At 42.2% G+C, this 19390-nt stretch carries 15 protein-coding genes; 13 read left to right on the top strand and 2 right to left on the bottom strand.

Translation table 11 applies throughout. The features are described 5' to 3' along the window. Positions 1-21 precede the first annotated feature (21 nt). From V6M43_RS05225 to V6M43_RS05210, 4 genes are all read left to right on the top strand, one after another. Entirely contained in the window at positions 22-2850 is a 2829-nt protein-coding gene (locus V6M43_RS05225) for a DUF1553 domain-containing protein (RefSeq protein ID WP_332733035.1), read from the top strand. 2 nt (positions 2851-2852) lie between these two features. Then, positions 2853-4376, top strand: coding sequence for a DUF1501 domain-containing protein (locus tag V6M43_RS05220; RefSeq protein ID WP_332733033.1), 1524 nt, complete (start codon positions 2853-2855; stop codon positions 4374-4376). Positions 4377-4480: 104 nt separating this feature from the next. Continuing rightward, positions 4481-5383, top strand: coding sequence for a sugar phosphate isomerase/epimerase family protein (locus V6M43_RS05215; RefSeq protein WP_332733031.1), 903 nt, complete (start codon positions 4481-4483; stop codon positions 5381-5383). A gap of 1 nt (position 5384) precedes the next feature. Beyond that, positions 5385-6785 (top strand): DUF2231 domain-containing protein, encoded by a 1401-nt coding sequence (locus V6M43_RS05210; protein ID WP_332733029.1) that lies wholly within the window; start codon positions 5385-5387, stop codon positions 6783-6785. A gap of 11 nt (positions 6786-6796) precedes the next feature. Here V6M43_RS05210 and V6M43_RS05205 read toward each other — a convergent pair whose 3' ends face one another. Then, a complete protein-coding gene (locus V6M43_RS05205) occupies positions 6797-7738 on the bottom strand; it encodes a hypothetical protein (RefSeq protein ID WP_332733027.1) in 942 nt (313 codons plus the stop codon). A 37-nt stretch (positions 7739-7775) separates the two neighbouring features. Beyond that, entirely contained in the window at positions 7776-8978 is a 1203-nt protein-coding gene (locus V6M43_RS05200; protein ID WP_332733025.1) for an acyltransferase family protein, read from the bottom strand. Positions 8979-9191: 213 nt separating this feature from the next. Between V6M43_RS05200 and V6M43_RS05195 the strand changes: the two genes are divergently transcribed. From V6M43_RS05195 to V6M43_RS05155, 9 genes are all read left to right on the top strand, one after another. Next, complete coding sequence (locus tag V6M43_RS05195) at positions 9192-10247, top strand: glycosyltransferase (RefSeq protein WP_332733024.1); 1056 nt, start codon at positions 9192-9194, stop codon at positions 10245-10247. A gap of 339 nt (positions 10248-10586) precedes the next feature. Beyond that, a complete protein-coding gene (locus V6M43_RS05190) occupies positions 10587-11096 on the top strand; it encodes a UpxY family transcription antiterminator (protein WP_332733022.1) in 510 nt (169 codons plus the stop codon). A 53-nt stretch (positions 11097-11149) separates the two neighbouring features. Next, a complete protein-coding gene (locus V6M43_RS05185) occupies positions 11150-11953 on the top strand; it encodes a polysaccharide biosynthesis/export family protein (protein WP_332733020.1) in 804 nt (267 codons plus the stop codon). Positions 11954-11955: 2 nt separating this feature from the next. Next, a complete protein-coding gene (locus V6M43_RS05180; RefSeq protein ID WP_332733018.1) occupies positions 11956-14307 on the top strand; it encodes a GumC family protein in 2352 nt (783 codons plus the stop codon). An 18-nt stretch (positions 14308-14325) separates the two neighbouring features. Beyond that, entirely contained in the window at positions 14326-15186 is an 861-nt protein-coding gene (locus tag V6M43_RS05175) for an ABC transporter permease (protein WP_332733016.1), read from the top strand. Positions 15187-15212: 26 nt separating this feature from the next. After that, positions 15213-16451 carry an ABC transporter ATP-binding protein gene (locus V6M43_RS05170; RefSeq protein WP_332733015.1) on the top strand — a complete coding sequence of 413 codons (1239 nt, stop codon included), beginning with the start codon at positions 15213-15215 and terminating at the stop codon, positions 16449-16451. After that, a complete protein-coding gene (locus tag V6M43_RS05165) occupies positions 16448-17101 on the top strand; it encodes a class I SAM-dependent methyltransferase (RefSeq protein ID WP_332733013.1) in 654 nt (217 codons plus the stop codon). Before V6M43_RS05170 ends, V6M43_RS05165 begins: the two co-directional genes overlap by 4 nt. A 34-nt stretch (positions 17102-17135) precedes the next feature. Next, positions 17136-18053: a glycosyltransferase family 2 protein gene (locus tag V6M43_RS05160; protein ID WP_332733012.1), complete on the top strand. Its 918-nt coding sequence runs from the start codon at positions 17136-17138 to the stop codon at positions 18051-18053. A 64-nt stretch (positions 18054-18117) separates the two neighbouring features. Continuing rightward, positions 18118-19332 (top strand): hypothetical protein, encoded by a 1215-nt coding sequence (locus V6M43_RS05155; RefSeq protein ID WP_332733010.1) that lies wholly within the window; start codon positions 18118-18120, stop codon positions 19330-19332. Positions 19333-19390 lie beyond the last annotated feature (58 nt).

The raw sequence follows: 19390 nt of genomic DNA, 5'->3' as shown, positions 1-19390 counted from the left end.
TTTAATCCGGGCCCAAACGATATGACGAAACTGCTCGCCAATAATAAAAAGTGGATGCTGCTTGCATTGCTCGCCATCCTCATCGCCAGCGCCGGCTTCATAAGCTTCGGCAGCAACAATGAAGTTGATTATAGCGCCGATGTAAAACCCATCCTCAATAAAAAATGTATATCCTGTCACGGCGGCGTGCAGGCAAAATCAGGCTTCAGCCTTCTCTTCCGCGAAGACGCACTCGCGAAAACAGAATCGGGAAAACCCGCCATCGTTCCGGGTGATCCCTCCGCCAGCGAGATGATCCGTCGAATCACCCACGACGACCCGGAAGAAAGAATGCCCTACCAGCACGAACCCCTTTCAAAAGAAGAGATCCGCATCCTCAAAAACTGGATCAAACAGGGCGCTAAATGGGGCGATCACTGGGCTTACCTGCCCGTGCAAAAACAAATTGTTCCGGAAGCGGCGGATTTGGAGATTGACGCATTCATTCGCGCCAAGCTCCAAGAACAAGACCTCAAACCTTCCGCCCCGGCCGATAAACCAACCATCCTCCGGCGCGTGAGCCTCGACCTCATCGGCATATATCCCGAAGATCATATCAGCAAAAAATTCCTGCAAAGCGACGGCAGCCAGCAAGCCTACCAAACACTCGTTGACAGTCTCCTCGCATCACCCCGCTTCGGCGAAAGATGGGCATCCGTATGGCTCGACCTCGCCCGTTACGCCGACACAAAAGGATATGAATCCGACGGTCATCGCGATATATGGCCATACCGCGACTGGGTGATCCGCGCCTTTAATAACGACATGCCCTACGACCAATTCCTTACCGAACAAATGGCGGGCGACCTGCTTCCATCACCCACAAAAGATCAATATATCGCCACCGCCTTCCACCGCAACTCCATGACCAACGATGAAGGCGGAACCGATAATGAAGAATTCCGCATCGCCGCAGTAATGGATCGTGTCAACACCACCTGGGAAGCAACCATGGGAACCACCTTCAGTTGCGTGCAATGCCATAGCCATCCTTACGATCCCTTCCGCCATGATGAGTACTATAAATTCGTCGCCTATTTCAACAATACCCGCGATGAAGACGTGCCGGGAGAATATCCATGGCTCAGGCAACTGGAGACCAAACAGGAAGAGCAGTTAGAAAATATTTTAGCGTGGATAAAGTCAAGTGAAAAGGCAGTAGGGAATAGAAAGAATTCCGCGGGTGCGAAAGGACCTCAAACAGACGCTGATGCAGACGCCGCAGCCGTCGAAAGAATGCTCCGGTTCTACCAGCCCGCCATCAACTCCACAACCGCAGAATGCATAAAAAACGCCGTCATCGGCGGCAACAACTATGCCCTGCTCGTTCGCAATAACGCCATTGCAAAATTCAAAAACGTTGACCTCAGCAACGCCGAAACCATGACATGGCAGTTTTACTCCAATAAAAAAGGCGGCGTCCTCACCGTTAGAATCGATTCAGCCAACGGCTCCATAGTAGTAAGGGAAAAAGTGCCGGCTAATGAGAAATGGCAGTTTGCGGAATTTGATGTTGCGCTTAGAGTGGGAGAGATGGAGGGATGGAGGGATGGAAGGAAACTTGGCGTGCATGATATCTATATCTCGTACGACAACCCGAGCTTACCGAAAGCATTTAATGAGGGGCCCGATTTCGCCATAGTATTCAACTGGATCGCCTTCAGCCCGGCATTCCCCGGAAAAGGCAGGGAAGGCTATGAATCCAACAAGAAACTTTACCGCGAGCTACTCACCGCCTATGTTCCCGGCACCCCAATACTGCTCGAGAACCCAGCTAACCTGCATCGCACCACCAACCTCTTCGAACGCGGAAACCGCATGACCCCCGGCAAGGAGGTTCAACCCGCCGTACCTAATTCGCTCCAGATAAAAGGACTCGAAAATCTTCCACCCAACCGCCTCGGCATGGCAAAATGGATGACAGACAAACGCCATCCCCTCGTATCGCGAACCATCGTGAACAGGCTCTGGGAGCAGCTCTTCGGCAGCGGGATCGTGGAAACACTGGAAGACATGGGAACCCAGGGCATCGCACCCACCCACCGCGAACTGCTCGACCACCTCTCATGGAAACTCATGCACCAATACAACTGGAGCCTCAAAAGCCTGCTCAGGGAAATGGTTATGAGCGCTACCTACCGCCAGCAATCCCGCTTTGGGAAAGATGAAGGCGACCCTTTCAATAAATTCTATTCGCGTGGACCACGCACCCGACTAAGCGCAGAACAGATCCGCGACCAGCATCTCTTCGTAAGCGGACTCATCGATACCACCATGTTCGGCAAAGGCGTCATGCCATGGCAGCCCGACGGTATCTGGCTGAGTCCATATAACGGTGCCCGCTGGGAGAAAAGCAAAGGGGGCGACCAATACCGCCGCGCCATCTACACCTACTGGAAAAGAACATCACCCTACCCAAGCCTGATCAGCTTCGACGCCGCACAGCGGGTGGTCTGCAATGCAAGACGCATCCCCACCAACACCCCGCTTCAGGCACTGGTGACGCTGAACGACAGCGCCTACGTAGATATGAGCCGGCATTTCGCGCGCCGCATGCAGTCGGAGGGCGGAAGCATCCAACAGCAGATCGGCAACAGTTACCAATGGCTCACCTTCAAGCCCCTGTCCGCAGAAAAAGCAAAACTTTTGATGGACCTATATGATAAATCACTCCGCGTATTCCGTGCCGACCCGCAGGCCACCTGCGAAATGGTAGGGATCGACGACGAATTCAACAACCCGGCCGCCGCCGCCTTAGTAGTGGTTGCCGGCGCCATGATGAACCTCGACGAAGTGATCATGAAAAATTAAAAATGACGCATAAACACGACCACGCCCAGCGCCTCCTCAAAGAGGCAGAAGCAGCCGAACTGCGAAACCATACCCGGCGGCATTTCCTCAAGGAAAGCGCCATGGGACTGGGGTCCCTCGCCATCGGCTCCCTCCTCGGCGCCTGGGGATGCGGAAACGCCGCAAGCAAAACCAACCCCCTCGGGCAGGTAGCCTTCGACCCGGCACACCCACTGCTTCCGAAGAGTCCGCCATTTCTGGGAAAAGCGCGCAGCGTCATCTACCTCCATATGGCCGGAGCTCCCTCGCAACTGGAGCTGTTCGACTTTAAACCCGAACTCGCAAAAATGGATGGACAGGATTGTCCCCCCAGCCTGCTGGCCGGGAAACAATTCGCTTTCATCCGTGGTGTCCCCAAAATGCTGGGTCCGCAGGCCAAATTTGCGCAGCATGGCGAAAGCAGGGCCTGGATCAGCGAGCACCTGCCGCATTTTTCCACCGTTGCCGATGAGGTCAGCTTCCTCAAAGCCGTTACCACCGACCAGTTCAACCATGCCCCCGCGCAGTTGCTGATGCATACCGGCAGTCCCCGCCTCGGCCGCCCTTCCATGGGTAGCTGGGTCACCTACGGACTCGGAACAGAAAACCAGAACCTCCCCGGCTTCGTGGTCCTTACCTCCGGCGGCAGCTTCCCCGACGCGGGAAAAAGCGTTTGGGGCAGTGGCTTCCTCCCCAGCGTTTACCAGGGCGTCCAGTGTCGCAGCGAAGGCGATCCCGTTCTATTTATCAACGATCCAGCCGGAATGAACCGCGACCTCCGGAAAGCATCCATCGATGCCATCAACGCCGCCAACCTGCAGGAATACAACGAATACAAAGACCCGGAGATCCTGAGCCGCATATCCCAGTACGAAATGGCTTATAGGATGCAGATCAGCGCCCCGGAAGTAATGAATATCAATAACGAACCCAAATATATTCACGAGATGTACGGTACACAGCCGGGCAAGAGCTGCTTCGCCAATAACGCCCTGCTGGCGCGGAAACTGGTGGAGAAAGGAGTACGCTATGTGCAGCTGTTCGACTGGGGCTGGGATGCCCATGGCGATAATGCCGGCAACGCCCTCAACCTCGGAATCATCAACAAATACCGGAGTGTGGACAAAGCCATGACAGCCCTGCTGCTCGATCTCAAGCAACGCGGACTCCTCGAGGAAACCCTCGTGGTATGGGGTGGAGAATTCGGTCGCACCCCCATGATGGAAAACCGGAACGGAGCCCAGAACCCTTTCAAAGGACGCGATCACCATACCGAGGCATTCACCATCTGGATGGCCGGCGGTGGAATAAAAAAAGGCTATACCCATGGCGAAACCGACGAGATCGGCTACAGCGCCGTGAGCGGCAAAGTGGAAGCCTACGATATCCAGGCCACCATCCTCCACCAGCTAGGCTTCAACCACGAAGAATTCACCTATCCCTTCCAGGGCCGCCCATTCCGCTTAACGGACGTCGGCGGCAAGGTGATCACCGAAGTGGTGTCTTGACACGTTTTTTGTGGACGAAGTCCACGAAAAACATGTCAGACACCTTGCCTCCAAGTAAGATGTAAGAGGTAAGAAGTACGAAGTAAGAATTATTAAAACACCATATGAACCGACGCAACTTCCTAAAAAACACCACCCTCGCCACAGCCGGCGTCTGGACAGTCAAAGGCAGTTGGCTAACCCCCCCGGCCAAATCCAAACTCATCATCCTCGCCACCAACTGGGGATTCACCGGAACCATGGACGCCTTCTGCGCCGCCGCCAAAAAAGAAGGCTATGATGGCATCGAAGTATGGTGGCCCGGAGAGCCAAAACAGCAACAGGAAATCGCCGAAGCCGTACAGAAACATGGCCTTTCGGCCGGATTTTTATGCGGGGGATGGCAGACTAACGTGGAAGAACACCTGAAAACATTCACCGACAGCGTAGCAAGCGCAACCGAACATAAAGACATCAAACCGCTCTATGTAAACTGCCACGCCGGCCGCGATCATTTTAACTACAACAGCAATCGCCGCTTTATCGATTATGCACTGGAGCGCTCCGCAAAAACGGGTATTCCCATCTACCAGGAAACCCACCGCGGACGGATCCTTTTTGCCGCCAATATCGCCCGCGACTATATGGAAAGACACCCTCAGATGGAGCTGACCCTCGATATTTCACACTGGTGTAATGTGCATGAAAGCATGCTGGGCGACCAGGAAGAAACCATCTCCATGGCGCTGGATAAAAGTTCGCATGTGCATGCGCGTGTGGGCCATCCCGAAGGCCCACAGGTGAATGATCCCCGCGCCAAAGAATGGGTGCATGTGGTTGAACAGCATTTCAAATGGTGGGATAAGATCGTGGAGCGCAGGAAAAAGGCCGGCCAGAACATTACCTTCCTCACCGAATTCGGTCCGCCTACCTATATGCCCGTGATGCCCCATACCCAGCAGCCCGTGGCCGACCAATGGGCCATCAACGTATACATGATGAACGAGATCCGTAAACGCTATCAATAATATGCTGGAATTCATTGGCCGTTTTCATCCGCTGCTGGTGCACCTGCCCATCGGGATCTTATTGCTTGCCTGTTTCTTTGACCTGCTCGCCATCCGTCCAGCATATGCACAGCTTCGTTCCGTTGTTCCACTGATGTTATTGATCGGATTTATCAGCGCCCTGCTATCAAGTATAAGCGGGTTCCTGCTCTCGGGTACGGCCGATTATGATGAGGACATCGTGATCTACCATCAATGGCTTGGGATAGCTACCACCGTTATGGCCGGTATCCTCTTTAGTCTCCACAAAAAAGGAAACAGCTCCACCCGCTGGGGGAGTATGTTATTGGTATTACTGATCACCATCACGGGGCATTTTGGGGGAACACTGACACATGGCGAAGGTTATCTCACCGAGGGGTTGGGTGGAGAAGTAGAAACCGGTCCTGTCCTTGATTCAGTACCCAATATTCAGGAGGTGGCAGTCTATAACGGGCTGGTACAGCCGATATTCGAAGCCCGCTGTGTTGGTTGTCATGGCGATTCAAAACAGAAGGGTGGTCTTCGCCTCGATGGGGAGGAATGGATCCTTGAAGGGGGAGAAGATGGCCCTATTTTGCCCGACCCGAAAGACGGAGAAAACAGCGAAGGCGAAATGATAAAAAGATTGCTCCTTCCCGTGGAGGCGAAAAAACATATGCCCCCCAAGGCAAAGAGTCAGCTCACGGGGGAGGAGATCTCCCTATTGCATTGGTGGGTAAGAAGTGGTGCACCCTTCAATAAAAAAGTAGGGGAGATGGAACAGGATGGAAAGATGAAAACAGTTTTAGCAGCATTAGCATCGGGAAAATCTGCAGGTGGCCCCGAAGCCTTAGTTTCAGACCTGTTGCCTTCCGTGCCCGTGGCGCCGGCGCCAGCTACAGCGGTAGACCGTCTTCGCGATGCGGGCGTAATGGTACTGCCCCTTGCACAGAACAGCAATTATCTCTCCGTCAGCTTTCTTTCTGCGCAGCGGACCGATGATTCCATTTTCCAAATACTGCAGGAATTGAAGCCGCAATTGGTCTGGTTGAAACTCGATGATATGAAGCTAAGTCCTCAAACCATTAAAAGCCTTTCCAGTCTGGCGAATCTCCGCAAGCTCTCGCTCAGTGGCAGTAATATCGGTGATGCAGACCTAAGCGCTCTCCAACAGCTAAAGCAGCTTCGCTCGCTAAATCTTTCAGCGAGCACCATAACTTCGGCGGGACTTCAATCCCTAAAGGCTTTGGCGCATCTCCGCGAACTCTATCTTTATAAAACAGGTATAAAAGGCACCGATTGGCCAGTTCTCCAGCAAAACTTTCCGAAAGTGAAAATTGATACAGGCAATTACCGCCTACCTATGCTGCCGGGTGATACGAGTGAAGTGAAGCTAAACTAGTAGTGATATCTTTAAGGGGTCAAGAAATTATGTAGCATTTGTTTATTCGCAAGGATTTTGTTCATTTCATCTATGCCCCTTTTGTTCAAATGATTAGAGTTGTAAAAGAATTGAATATTATTAATTATAGATTCCTGGTTTGTATCGATAAATGGAATTCCACTTTCCTTGCACATCTGTCCCGTCAGCTTGAAAGTGGAAGAATCATAAATTACTCTATATACTGGCGTTTGAATACATAATAGTTTAATCCCTTTCGACATACAATACTGGTTTATCCCGGAAAGCTCAGTTTTTAAAGCAGGTATGTCAGCTGGTTTAAAAAAGAATTTCATATTTTCTTTGGAAGGAGGGTAATATAATGTATCCCATTGCTCATTATGAAATGCAAATCCGAACTTTTCATATGGAGTAGATCCTGGTTTTAATTTCAGGATATCCCATAATAAATTGTATCTGAAGACGGACAATAATGGTATATATTTCTCAGCCTGGTTGAATTGAAAATAGTCAACTATCGGTTTGTTTTCTTCTTTTGGTAAAAATGCATATCTGGCAAAAATATCCTTGTATAAAAAATTGGTGTTATTGTGTACTGATCCTTTATAAATAAATGGGTCGATATTTAATATAATATACCTGGGAGGCTGGTTGTGTTCCAAGTAATGATTCAATCTTGTGGTTGCCATGGATAATTCAGAATGACCATCAACTCCGATATTTACACTTTTCAAATTAAATGTTGAATCAAAAAAAAGTGGATCAAAATGAGCCCGGGTTCTTGAACTTCCGAGAAATAATAAATCAGCATTTATATTTTTTGTCAGGTCTAAATTGTCGTGTCCTGTAAGCGTTTTTCCTTCAATTCGATAAGAAATAAGGCATTGAAGAATAATTACAATTAATATTATTCCAAAGACAAAAAAACTTACGTTTTTAAGAAATAAACGCATTACTCAAAATTGAAAATATAGGGGATAACAATAGAATCTACACGCGTACATATATTTTTTTATTGTTCATCCACCATGCAATCGCCCATAGAAATACCACAAATGTTACCGCGTAAATAAGTGATCCGGTTTCCGGTTTTTCGCTGATGGGCTTACAGACATATTCATAAAACCAGCCCAGCGGATTGGTAAATTTCGGCTCCCCTTCTGCATTGGTACCATTGGGTATGCGGATCAATGCAAGCGATTTTGGTATCAATCCACTCAGTACATATATAAAGAGTGGGTTTTTACCGAATACATCAAAAAACCGGCTCCATCCACCTTTCCACCCCCGGTATTCAATAAGCTGAATAAGGGTAGCCAGCACAATAGTGGCCAATCCACAGGTATAAAGCGTATAAGAGCTTGTCCATATTTTCTTATTGATCGGAAATATAAGTCCCCAAGCCATTCCCGCCAACCATAACACCACCCCCGCAACGAAAAGGTTTGCAACCAATCCGCCGGTGTCACCCCTCGTGGTGTCTGACGTTCCGTCAGACACCTTGCCTCCAAAGCCCAATCCCTTCATCCTTATATAATCCCCCACCAAAAACCCAAAGATCACCTGTGCAATACTTGGTATCGTACTAGCAAGCCCTTCCGGGTCAAAAGCCACTCCTTCTCCTTTGTAAAGATGGTTTTCACCAAGCAATGCCCGGTCGAGGTGAGTGCCCCAAAACCCCTCCAGGCTATAAGGGTCGGCAGGGTCCCCTGCCATAGCCGTTATAACCCAATAACCCAGTAGTAGCAGTGCCGCCATATAAAATGCACCCCTTGTCTTAAAGAAGAATATGATCAGTGCGGCGAATGTATAGGCAAGTGCGATCCGCTGTAAAACCCCAAAAATCCTCAGATCGTGGAATGATTTACCCACTAATTGCCCGTCCTCCCATCTTACGAACGGAAACCAGTTAAGAAGAAGCCCGATCAGGAATATCAGAACCCCTCTTTTGACGATTTTGGCAACCGCCGCAGCCTGTCCCATTTTTTCAAGTTTGGGAAGCACAAAGGCAATAGCATTACCCACTGCAAAAAGAAAAAAAGGGAAAACCAGGTCGGTTGGGGTACATCCATGCCATGGCGCATGTTTCAGGGGACCGAAGATGGCGCTCCAGGTGCCAGGGTTATTAACTAAGATCATAAAAGCCACGGTAGCCCCGCGGAAAACATCGAGGGAGTAAAAGCGTTGGTTCACGGCAAGAGTGTTAAAAAGTGTATCCCTAAATATAAAGAGTCTGTATGAGTGAGGAAAATTCATAATTTCGCAAACCTTTTTACTGTAAGCATTATAACAGCTGGTATATTTTTTTTACATTAAGGTTGTTGAATGTTTCCGTACATAAATCCTATGAAATTCCAAACAAAGCTCTTTAGTCCTCAGAGCTAGATTAATCACAAAAATGTTTGGATGATACTACCAGATAAAGGGGTCTCAGTTGTTGTTTGCTGTTATAATAGTCAAAACAGGTTACCTGATACCCTTAAGTATTTGGCTAATCAAGCATTTGAGAGGCATATTTCCTGGGAAATTGTAATAGTTGATAATGCATCAACTGACGATACCTTCAATGTTTCTTTAGACTTATTAAATAAACTCCTTCCGGAAAAAAACTTTAAAGTTGTTTCTGAACCCAAACCGGGTTTAAACCACGCTCGGAAAAAAGGACTAGAGCTTTCTCAGTATGAATATGTTATCTTCTGTGATGATGATAATTGGTTATCAGCTGAATATCTTTATAAAGTTTTTGATCTATTTGAAAAGCATGCCGATATTGGCATTGTTAGTGGAAGAACAACAGGTGTTTATGAAATTGAGCCACCTGATTGGTTCCAAACTATTCAGGTTTCCTATGCAGTTGGTAAGCAAGCGCCTCAATCCACCATATTAAATGCTGTATGGGGTGCAGGGATGGGAATTAGAAAGAGTGCATATAAGGAACTTTTTGCCAAGGGGTTCAAACACATGAACCTCGACAGGTTTCAGGACAAATTATATAGTGGTGGTGATACAGAATTATGTTATGCTTTCGGTTTGATGGGATATAAAATTTGGTATGAAGATTCTCTTCATCTTTGGCATTTTATTCCCATTCAAAGGCTAAATTTTGAATATGCTAAGCAGTTATTTTATTATATAGGATATGCGTCACCTACTATTCTGGTTTATGGCAATCATTCGGAGAATAAGCGAAATAAACCTTTTAATTGGTTCAAAGCATTTGTGAAATCAGTTCTATGGATGATTTATACTAGTATTTTACCATCAAAGTCCTTATCTCATAAAACTGGATATCCAAATGCTCTGTTGGTTGAAGTCGAAAAAGGCAGAGCTGTTAAATTATGGCAATGGAAGGGTAGTTATAAGCATCTCAGGCAACAGGTAATTGATGCTGAATGGAACAAAAAGGGATCACGAATTAGCAATAACTATCACCCCGTAATAAATTTTGTTGATCTTGAATAAGTTATAAAGTGGTTTTAAATGTTATCTCCGCATTAAAGCATGTGATGGCTTATATTTGCGGCGGTCACATTGATAAGATTGGGGGTTTAGCATCAGGGAAATGATGGTAAGTCAGTAAATGAAAAACCTATATATTTCATATTCTTGAGATAAAGGCATTGAAGGGTCAAGTTAGATTCTTCCATGCCTTTGTTTATTAGATTGCTGATAATCAATATATGATCATGCCTTTGGCATGATTGTGGCTTAGGCCTGCCGGCAAGGAAGTTATTGCGGCCAGTTACAGTTTGTGACTGAGGAGGCGAAGCTCTGTCCGGGAAATACTAAATTTAATGCGGTATGAGCAATGTGGGTTTAAAAAACTGGTATGCCATCTATACCAAACCAAGATGGGAAAAAAAGGTTCATGGGCTCTTTCAACAAAGAGGTATAGAAAGTTATTGTCCCTTAAATAAGGTGAAAAAAAAATGGAGTGACAGGGTTAAGATCATTGAAGAGCCATTGTTTAAGAGTTATCTATTTGTTCATATTGCTGAAGACCAAAAAACAGAGGTTCGTTTTGTAGATGGGGTTGTAAATTTTGTTTATTGGTTGGGCCAGCCCGCAAAATTACGAGAAGAAGAAATTTCTCGTATCAAACGTTTCTTAGGGGAACATACTGATGTAAAAGTTGTTCAGCTCGTTGATCCTAAACCTGGTGATAAAGTAATGATAGTTTCCGGTGCCTTCATGGAGAATGAAGGGACAGTTCTTACTGCTGACAAAAAATGGATTGAAGTCAGGATTGAAAGTTTAGGCTGTAAACTGGTAGCTTACATGGAAAAGGAAAAAATTAGTTTAAAATCCTAATTTTTCGAGGTTTATAAAAAATGAATAAAATATCTAATTTCCAATTATACAACATGTTGAAAAAACTGATTAAAGGTGCAGCTTTCATGTCTGCACTTTTTTTATTGGGTGCCTGCGGTGCCAGTAAGGAAGCTCACGAGCTTCGGCTTATTCTGCAAGGAGCAGATTCACTTGATAAATTACCGGTTGCTTTGCCAGAATTACAAATACAAAAAGGCGACTTGCTTACCATTATGGTGTTTAGCGATAATAAAGAAGCAACAGAAATTTACAATCAGCCGCAATCTTCGGGAGCCGCTTCAATAGTGGCAGGCGGCGCTGGTGGAAATGTAGCGGGATCCGGCAGGGGTTACCTGGTTGATGTTAATGGCAATATTTATTTTCATTCCCTTGGTACCATTACTGCAGCAGGCACCACCAAAAGAGAATTGGCTGACTATATTAAGGAGAATCTTAAACAATATCTTCAAAACCCCTATGTGGTAGTTCGTTTTATGAGTGCAAAAGTAACAGTTATGGGTGAAGTGAATAAGCCAGGTCAAATTGATCTTCCAGACCAGCGCCTTTCATTGCTGGATGCTATTGCACTGTCTGGTGATATGACTCCATTTGCAAGACGCGACAATGTCTTACTGATTCGCGAGCAAGATGGAATCCGGAAGGTGCAAAGGTTTGATCTACGGAACACTGACATGTACAAGACGGAGGACTTTTATCTCAAACAAAACGACCTAGTTTACCTCGAGCCAAACCGCAAAAAACCAACCGGTAACGAACAGGTTCTGGTTAGAAATATTTCAATCGGTACGGGAGTTCTCTCCGCCATTGCTTTACTCATCACTTTAATTACCCGGTAAAAATGGAAGAAGCCATAGAATACGGTTCCGATACAAAAAAGCATGTTTCCCCACGGGAATTGATCTACCGGTATGTCAAATATTTGCCGTGGATTATTCTTGCGGCAATTATTTCATTGGTTCTTGCCTGGAGTAATTTGCGCTACACAGCAAAAATCTACCGATCTACAGGCCAAATGATCCTAAAATCAGAAACACCTATGGGTGGAGGGGATGATCGTTTTAAAGACATGTTCTCATTAAGTGGAGGTGCCAACCTTAATAACGAAATGGTGATGCTGAAGTCATCATCCTTTGTTCAAAGGGTGGTTCAACGATTGAAACTCCAAACACAATATTATGGTGTTGGCAATGTAAGATCAACAATGTTGTACAATTCAAGTCCCGTAAGACTTGAAACCGTTTCAAGAAAAGATTCAGGTTCTGTAGGTTTTTCTGTAATGATAATCGATAAAACGCAGTACAAGTTAGACCAGGAAGAAACACCAAGAACATTTGGTCAACCAATCGAAAACAGTCAGGGGGTATTCAAAATACATTTTACAGGTTCGATGCCCAATGAGGGTGAAAGAAATTACCAGATTTTTTGGTATCCCCTTGATATAGCTGCAGAAATTCTTGTTAGTGGTATTGAGATTCAGCAGACCAACGAAATGACTAATATATTGGATGTCTCTTATAATTCCACTGATCGTGCTTTGGCAGCGGATTTTGTAAATGCTATTATGGATGAATACGCGGCATCTACGGTAGAAGACAAATACCAGATCGCAAACAATACAATCAATTTCATTGACGAGCGGTTAGATTCATTGCAATCAGAACTGTCAGGAGTTGAAATTTCATTACAACGTTTTAAAGAAAAAAATGATGGAATGGAACTGGAAATGCAGACCCAGTTTTTTACCACTACAATGAAAGATTTGGAGAAAAATAATAATGAACTTGAAGTAAAGAAAAGGATACTTGATTGGTTAAAAGCTTATGTAGAAAGTGAGCAGAACTTCAATAATACAGTTCCGGTAAACCTTGAAATAAACGAACCGGCGCTTGCCGCCACTATCACAGCCTATAACCAAGCCCAATTGGAGAGAGTTAGCTTGCTTAAGACAACCACAAGTCAAAACCCAATAGTTGTTGATATTAGCGCCCGTATAGACAAATTGAGGAGTAACCTTATAGAAGCTATGCAGAATGTGCGATCCTCTTATGAGATAGCAATTAAAGAAAACGATAAGATATACCGTCTATCCCAATCAAAAGCCATTAGCGTGCCAGGTAAGGCGAGAAATCTCCTGAACATCGAGAGACAGCAAAAGATCAAAGAGGAGTTATATTTACTCTTGTTATCAAAAAAGGAGGAGGTAGCCATCGGCTCAGCTGGTCTATTGCCTAATTCTGCAGTGTTAGAAAAAGCCTCGGATCGTGCGAGATTAGTAGCGCCATTGCCCAAGTCTGTATATATTAAATTCCTTCTGATAGGTTTGGCCATTCCAATTGCAATTATTGCATTGATAGAGTTTTTAAATGATAAGATCACGACCAGGAATGACATTGAGAATAATATAAGCGCTCCTATAGCTGGCGAAATCAGCCGTTCAGCAGACCCAAGCCCATTACTTGTCACACAACAGAACCGGAGTTATATCACGGAGCAGTTTCGTGCAATCAGGGCTAATATGGCCTATCTTGCAAGTCATACCAAGGAACCTGTAATACTTATTACTTCATCCATGAGCGGAGAAGGAAAATCGTTCATTAGCACCAATATTGCAGCTGCGTATGCTTTGTCTGGTAAAAAAACTCTTTTAATGGAGTTTGATATCCGTAAACCAAAAGTTGCTTCCAATCTTGGCTTAACCGCAAGAAAAGGTATTTCCAGTTATTTAGTTGCGGATGAGGACCTAGACGAACTAGTGCTTGCTGTTCCAGGCAACCCAGATTTATTTGTGTTGCCTTGTGGGGTGTTGCCGCCGAATCCATCTGAATTGCTGTTATTGCCGGGAATGAATAATTTATTCAGTTGGGCTCGCAAAAAATATGACATTATTGTTATCGATTCAGCCCCTGTTGGATTGGTTAGTGATGCTATAAGCCTTGGTAAATATGCTGACGCAACTCTTTATCTTGTGCGCCAGGGTTACACACTTAAAAAGATGACAGAATTCATTGAAAACATGTACCAGTTGAAGCGTTTACCACAGATGGCATTAGTGATAAATGATGTGAAAGTTGGAGCAGGATATGGTTATGGCTACGGCTATGGATATGGTTATGGGTATGGTTATGGGAATAAGCAAGACCAGTATTTTGATGTTGAAAAAAAACGCGCCTGGTGGAATTTTTGGAGCTAATTATTAAGATTAGAAATCATGAAAGAAAAAGTTAGTAATTCAGAATGGGACCTTGTCATATCTCCAAAATCTTCATTATTTGATTTAAACCTTCAAGAATTATGGAGGTATAGGGATTTGATGGTTCTTTTTGTTAAGCGGGATTTCATCGCTCAATATAAACAAACGATCCTTGGGCCACTTTGGCACATAATCCAACCCATTCTTACTACATTAATGTTTTTATTAGTTTTTGGTCGAATTGCAAAAATTTCAACTGATGGGATAAATCCGATTTTATTTTACTTAAGTGGCATTACTATCTGGAGCTATTTTAGTGCTTGTATTACAAACACCTCAAATACATTCGTTACTAATGCAAGTATTTTTGGCAAAGTTTATTTTCCCCGTTTAGTACTTCCAATTTCTGTAATAATGTCAAACTTAGTTAGGCTACTAATTCAATTTGGATTATTGATTATTATGATTATTTATTTTCATTTTAATGGAACTGCATTCAATTTTTCGATAAACATTTTACTAGTACCATTAATTATTATAATAGTTGCTGGTCTTGCTTTAGGTCTGGGATTAATTATTTCCGCATTAACTACAAAATATCGCGATTTCACTGTTTTGTTAGGCTTTGCAGTTCAACTGGGCATGTATATTACTCCAATTGCTTATCCCTTATCTTTTATAGAAGATAAATCATATAAATGGTTGATTATGCTAAACCCTCTTTCACCTTTAATTGAAGCATTTAGGTTTGCCTTATTTGGTAAGGGTATATTTTCAATTACTTCTATTTCGTATAGTTGTTTATTTATGTCTATATGCTTGATAATAGGAGTATTAATTTTTAATAAAGTGGAAAAGAGCTTTATGGATACCGTTTAATTAATCGAAGTAGATAATCCAGAAAAATGAGTAATACGGTAATAAGAGTTGAAAACGTATCTAAGCAATACCAACTAGGAAAGATAGGGACAGGATCCTTTTCGCATGATATAAATAGATGGTTGCACAGGGTTAGAGGTAAGGAAGATCCATATATTAAAGTAGGTGAGACTAATGACCGTACCACAAAAGGATCAAGTGACTTTGTTTGGAGTCTAAGAGATGTGAGCTTTGATGTACAGAAAGGTGAAGCCTTAGGTATTATGGGAAGAAATGGTGCTGGCAAAAGCACTTTATTGAAGATTTTAAGCAGAACAACTTCACCAACTTTAGGGAAAATTAGTATTAAAGGAAGAGTTGCAAGCCTTTTGGAAGTGGGTACTGGCTTTCATCCCGAATTGACAGGAAGAGAAAACATCTTTTTAAATGGCGCAATTTTAGGAATGACAAAAAAGGAAATTTTAAGAAAATTTGATGAGATAGTGGATTTCGCAGGTGTCGAACGTTATATTGATACCCCTGTAAAGCGATATTCATCAGGTATGTATGTTAGGCTTGCATTTGGTGTTGCAGCCCATCTTGAACCAGAAATTTTAATTGTTGATGAAGTGTTGGCGGTAGGTGATCTAGAATTCCAAAGAAAGGCGTTAGGGAAAATGGAACAGGTAAGTGAAGGGGAAGGAAGAACAGTTCTGTTTGTTAGTCACAATTTAGATTCATTGGCACGATTATGTAAAAAGGGCGTATTGTTAGATCAAGGAAAATTATTGTATTCAGGTTCAATTAGTGAAGCTTTGAATAGGTACACTTTAGTTAAACAAACGGAAGAATTTTATATCAATAATGATTCTAATCCTGAAAAGGATGTCTTTATCAGGGAGATTACATTATTGGATAAAGGAGGAAATAGAAAAAATACATTTTTCCATGACGAGGAAATTGTAGTAAAATTAAATTTAGTTTTAAATAGAAATGTTGAAGAATACTCCATATTTCTAATGGTACTTGATAAAACTAAAAGTAGAGTTTTCCCAACAGAACATAAGCTAAAAAGTGCAGTTGACACATATGAATTAGTTATAAATCCTAACTTTTTGGTAAGGGGTTCGTACTCATTGCATGTGATAATTCATAAGCCGAGAAAGGTGCAGATTGATGTAGCTGAAGATGTATGTGGATTTGAGATTGTAGATAATAATTCTCCTTTGAATATTCACAATAAATATGATTATGGGAATGTTTTTGGTAACTGTTATTGGAAATGAATATGAAATTTAACTCTTCTTACGTAGCCCCGAGAAAAGATATCGCAAAGTATATTCAAGGAAAAAATCTTCAAATACTAGATATTGGATGTTCAGATGGAACCAATGGTGTTTATCTGAAAGAATTAGGCATTGCATCTCATGTAACTGGTATTGAATATGATAACGATATGGGCCTAGTAGCATCTTCTAATTTGGATAGTGTATTTATCGGTAGTATTGAAGACCCATTAATTATTGAGAATTTATCTGATGAATTCTTTGATTATATTCTTTTTGGTGATGTATTAGAACACCTTGATAACCCCTGGAATGTATTAGCAGCATTAAGAGCGAAATTAAAACCAACCGGTAGAATCATTGTTTCAATACCTAATACTGGACATATTGATGTTGCGTATCATTTGTTGATTAAAAAAAAGTGGCCAATTAATGAACGTGGTATTTTTGATAAAACCCATAAAAGATTCTTCGCATTAAATAATTTGCACGATTTAATTGAAGGGTCTGGTTATACTACAATGGCAATAAATCGCAATTTTAGATTTAGAGATGCTATGTTCAGTGAATTTCCCTTTTATGGTAAGGTATTAAAAAAGATATTTCCAGACTGGTTTACGCATCAGTTTATAATCATTGCAAGTAAATAACTATTACTTCATACTACATTAGAGTGATAAAATAATGAAAGTATATGCTGTTATTGTTACCTACAATGGTGCTCAATGGATAGATAAATGTTTTAACAGCTTATTGAAATCTTCAATACCCATAACATGTGTAGTTGTTGATAATGCTTCAACTGATAATACAGTAAGTTTAATTAAATCTAATTATCCAGATGTTCAAATAATTGAGAATAATTCAAATATGGGGTTTGGAGGTGCTAATAATATCGGAATTAGAACTGCACTAGAAAATGATTGTGATTATATTTTCTTATTAAATCAAGATGCCTGGATCGAGGTAAATACAATTAAAGAACTTGTAGGCTATTTTCACAAGGTTACTAACCTGGGTATCATTAGTCCCCTACATTTAAATGGTGCGGGTACAGCTTTGGATAGAAATTTCTCCAAATATATTGGACCTATTAGCAATTGCATGATACTTAGTGATTGTTTAATCGGAAAGTTAAAATCCTTCTATCAAGTTGAATATATTAATTGTGCCGCATGGCTCATTTCAGCAAAATGCATTAAAAAAGTGGGAGGATTCGATCCTGTTTTTTTTCATTACGGTGAAGATGTTAATTACTGTCACAGAGTTTTATATCATGGTTTTAGTATAGGTGTGACTCCAAATACTAGAATTTGGCATGATAGAGAAGATAGAGGTGGAGGGATCCGAGAGGAATTCAAAGCATTAAATGAAAGAAGGGCTGAATTGATTTCATTTTTAAATATTAATAGTGATTCATTTAAAGAAGAAATTGGCTCAAGAAAAGCCATGTGTTTTAAATTTTTTATTAAGTCTCTATTAAAATTCAACTTGAAAAAAGCAAAATTTTGGATAGATAGTTTTATGGAGTATAAAAAGCAAGAGCCAATTTTGATCAAAAGCCGAGAGCTTAATATTAAGGGAGGAGCTTATTTGAGTTAATCCTAGTATCGAAATTTATTAAAATTTAATCTGGATTGCCTTTATTGAAAATTGAATTGAATTTATGTCTGGTTCTCCAACTATTGTTGCTATCACTTTCGATAGATTAAATTCCTTGTCAAGATTATTAGATTCATTATTGAAGGCTAATTATAATGGACATACAAATGTAAGATTGATTATTAGTATAGATGGTGGCGGATCAAAGGATGTAATTACACATTCTAATTCATTTGCTTGGCCATTTGGGGATAAGATTGTTATTAAGCATCAAAAAAATTTGGGGTTACGTAATCACGTTCTGTCTTGCGGAGATCTAACAAGTAAATGGGATGAAGTTATTATTTTGGAAGATGATTGTATAGTAGGACCTGAATTTTACAATTTTGCAGTTCATGCTTTAAGGTTTTATAATGATGATATTAGGATGGCCGGTATTTCTCTATATTCTTACCAAGTGAATGAATATGCTCAACTCCCTTTTCAACCCATTAATAATGGGTATGATAATTTTTTTATGCAAGTGCCTAGTTCTTGGGGACAAGCATGGACAAAATTCCAATGGTCGAGGTTTAAAAATTATTATAAGGACAATATGGTCATAACCGACAAGGATAAATTACCTGAAACAGTTAAGGGTTGGCCTGAAAGTTCATGGAAGAAATATTTTTATAAATATATCGTGGAAAATGATCTCTATGTTGTTTACCCTTTCCATTCTCACACATCAAATTTTTCTGAGTTAGGAACTCATGTGCAATATGATACCAGTTTTTTGCAAGTTCCATTAAGATTATTTGCACCGCACGGGGGGTATCACTTTCAAGAATTTTCAGAATCCCTTAATAAGTTTGATGCCTACTTTGAGATAGATCCGAAGTTCCTTAATTTATTTGGGTTTAATATTCAAGAGAACTTTGGTATGGATCTTTATGGCTTAAAGCAATTAAACCTGTTTTCCTATAATTATGTCTTTTCTATTAAAGATTGTAATAATCCCATTAAAAAATATGATGGTAGAATGTTTCCATTAATTCAGAATTTGATTTTTGAATTAGGTGGTGATTTCATAAGTTTTGCAAAATCTGAAGATTTTAGTTCTGTAGAAATTAACACCAAAAAAAAGTTGCTTATAAACACACAATATTTTGGATTTTGGTCTGGTTTTAAGGCTGGCATGTCGGAGGGTGTTTTGCAAGTGCAACATTCTAATACCTATAAATTAGGCACATTTCTTTTAAAACCATTTCAAATATTTAAAAAGAAAAGCAAACATTAAACTCACTGCTCATTATTGCATTGCCTGCGTTGTAAATTAAATAGGTCAAAAGCGCAGG

Origin of the sequence: Flavihumibacter sp., assembly GCF_036676075.1 — a bacterium.
In the GTDB taxonomy this organism is placed as follows: domain Bacteria; phylum Bacteroidota; class Bacteroidia; order Chitinophagales; family Chitinophagaceae; genus Flavihumibacter.
The sequence above is the reverse complement of the archived record's forward strand: the minus strand, read 5'-3'. Positions and strand labels throughout refer to the sequence as shown.

Coding starts and splice junctions, on each gene's coding strand:
- V6M43_RS05225 (WP_332733035.1), top strand. CDS start 22: ATGACGAAACTGCTCGCCAATAATAAAAAGTGGATGCTGCTTGCATTG.
- V6M43_RS05220 (WP_332733033.1), top strand. CDS start 2,853: ATGACGCATAAACACGACCACGCCCAGCGCCTCCTCAAAGAGGCAGAA.
- V6M43_RS05215 (WP_332733031.1), top strand. CDS start 4,481: ATGAACCGACGCAACTTCCTAAAAAACACCACCCTCGCCACAGCCGGC.
- V6M43_RS05210 (WP_332733029.1), top strand. CDS start 5,385: ATGCTGGAATTCATTGGCCGTTTTCATCCGCTGCTGGTGCACCTGCCC.
- V6M43_RS05205 (WP_332733027.1), bottom strand. CDS start 7,738: ATGCGTTTATTTCTTAAAAACGTAAGTTTTTTTGTCTTTGGAATAATA.
- V6M43_RS05195 (WP_332733024.1), top strand. CDS start 9,192: ATGATACTACCAGATAAAGGGGTCTCAGTTGTTGTTTGCTGTTATAAT.
- V6M43_RS05190 (WP_332733022.1), top strand. CDS start 10,587: ATGAGCAATGTGGGTTTAAAAAACTGGTATGCCATCTATACCAAACCA.
- V6M43_RS05185 (WP_332733020.1), top strand. CDS start 11,150: ATGTTGAAAAAACTGATTAAAGGTGCAGCTTTCATGTCTGCACTTTTT.
- V6M43_RS05180 (WP_332733018.1), top strand. CDS start 11,956: ATGGAAGAAGCCATAGAATACGGTTCCGATACAAAAAAGCATGTTTCC.
- V6M43_RS05175 (WP_332733016.1), top strand. CDS start 14,326: ATGAAAGAAAAAGTTAGTAATTCAGAATGGGACCTTGTCATATCTCCA.
- V6M43_RS05170 (WP_332733015.1), top strand. CDS start 15,213: ATGAGTAATACGGTAATAAGAGTTGAAAACGTATCTAAGCAATACCAA.
- V6M43_RS05165 (WP_332733013.1), top strand. CDS start 16,448: ATGAATATGAAATTTAACTCTTCTTACGTAGCCCCGAGAAAAGATATC.
- V6M43_RS05160 (WP_332733012.1), top strand. CDS start 17,136: ATGAAAGTATATGCTGTTATTGTTACCTACAATGGTGCTCAATGGATA.
- V6M43_RS05155 (WP_332733010.1), top strand. CDS start 18,118: ATGTCTGGTTCTCCAACTATTGTTGCTATCACTTTCGATAGATTAAAT.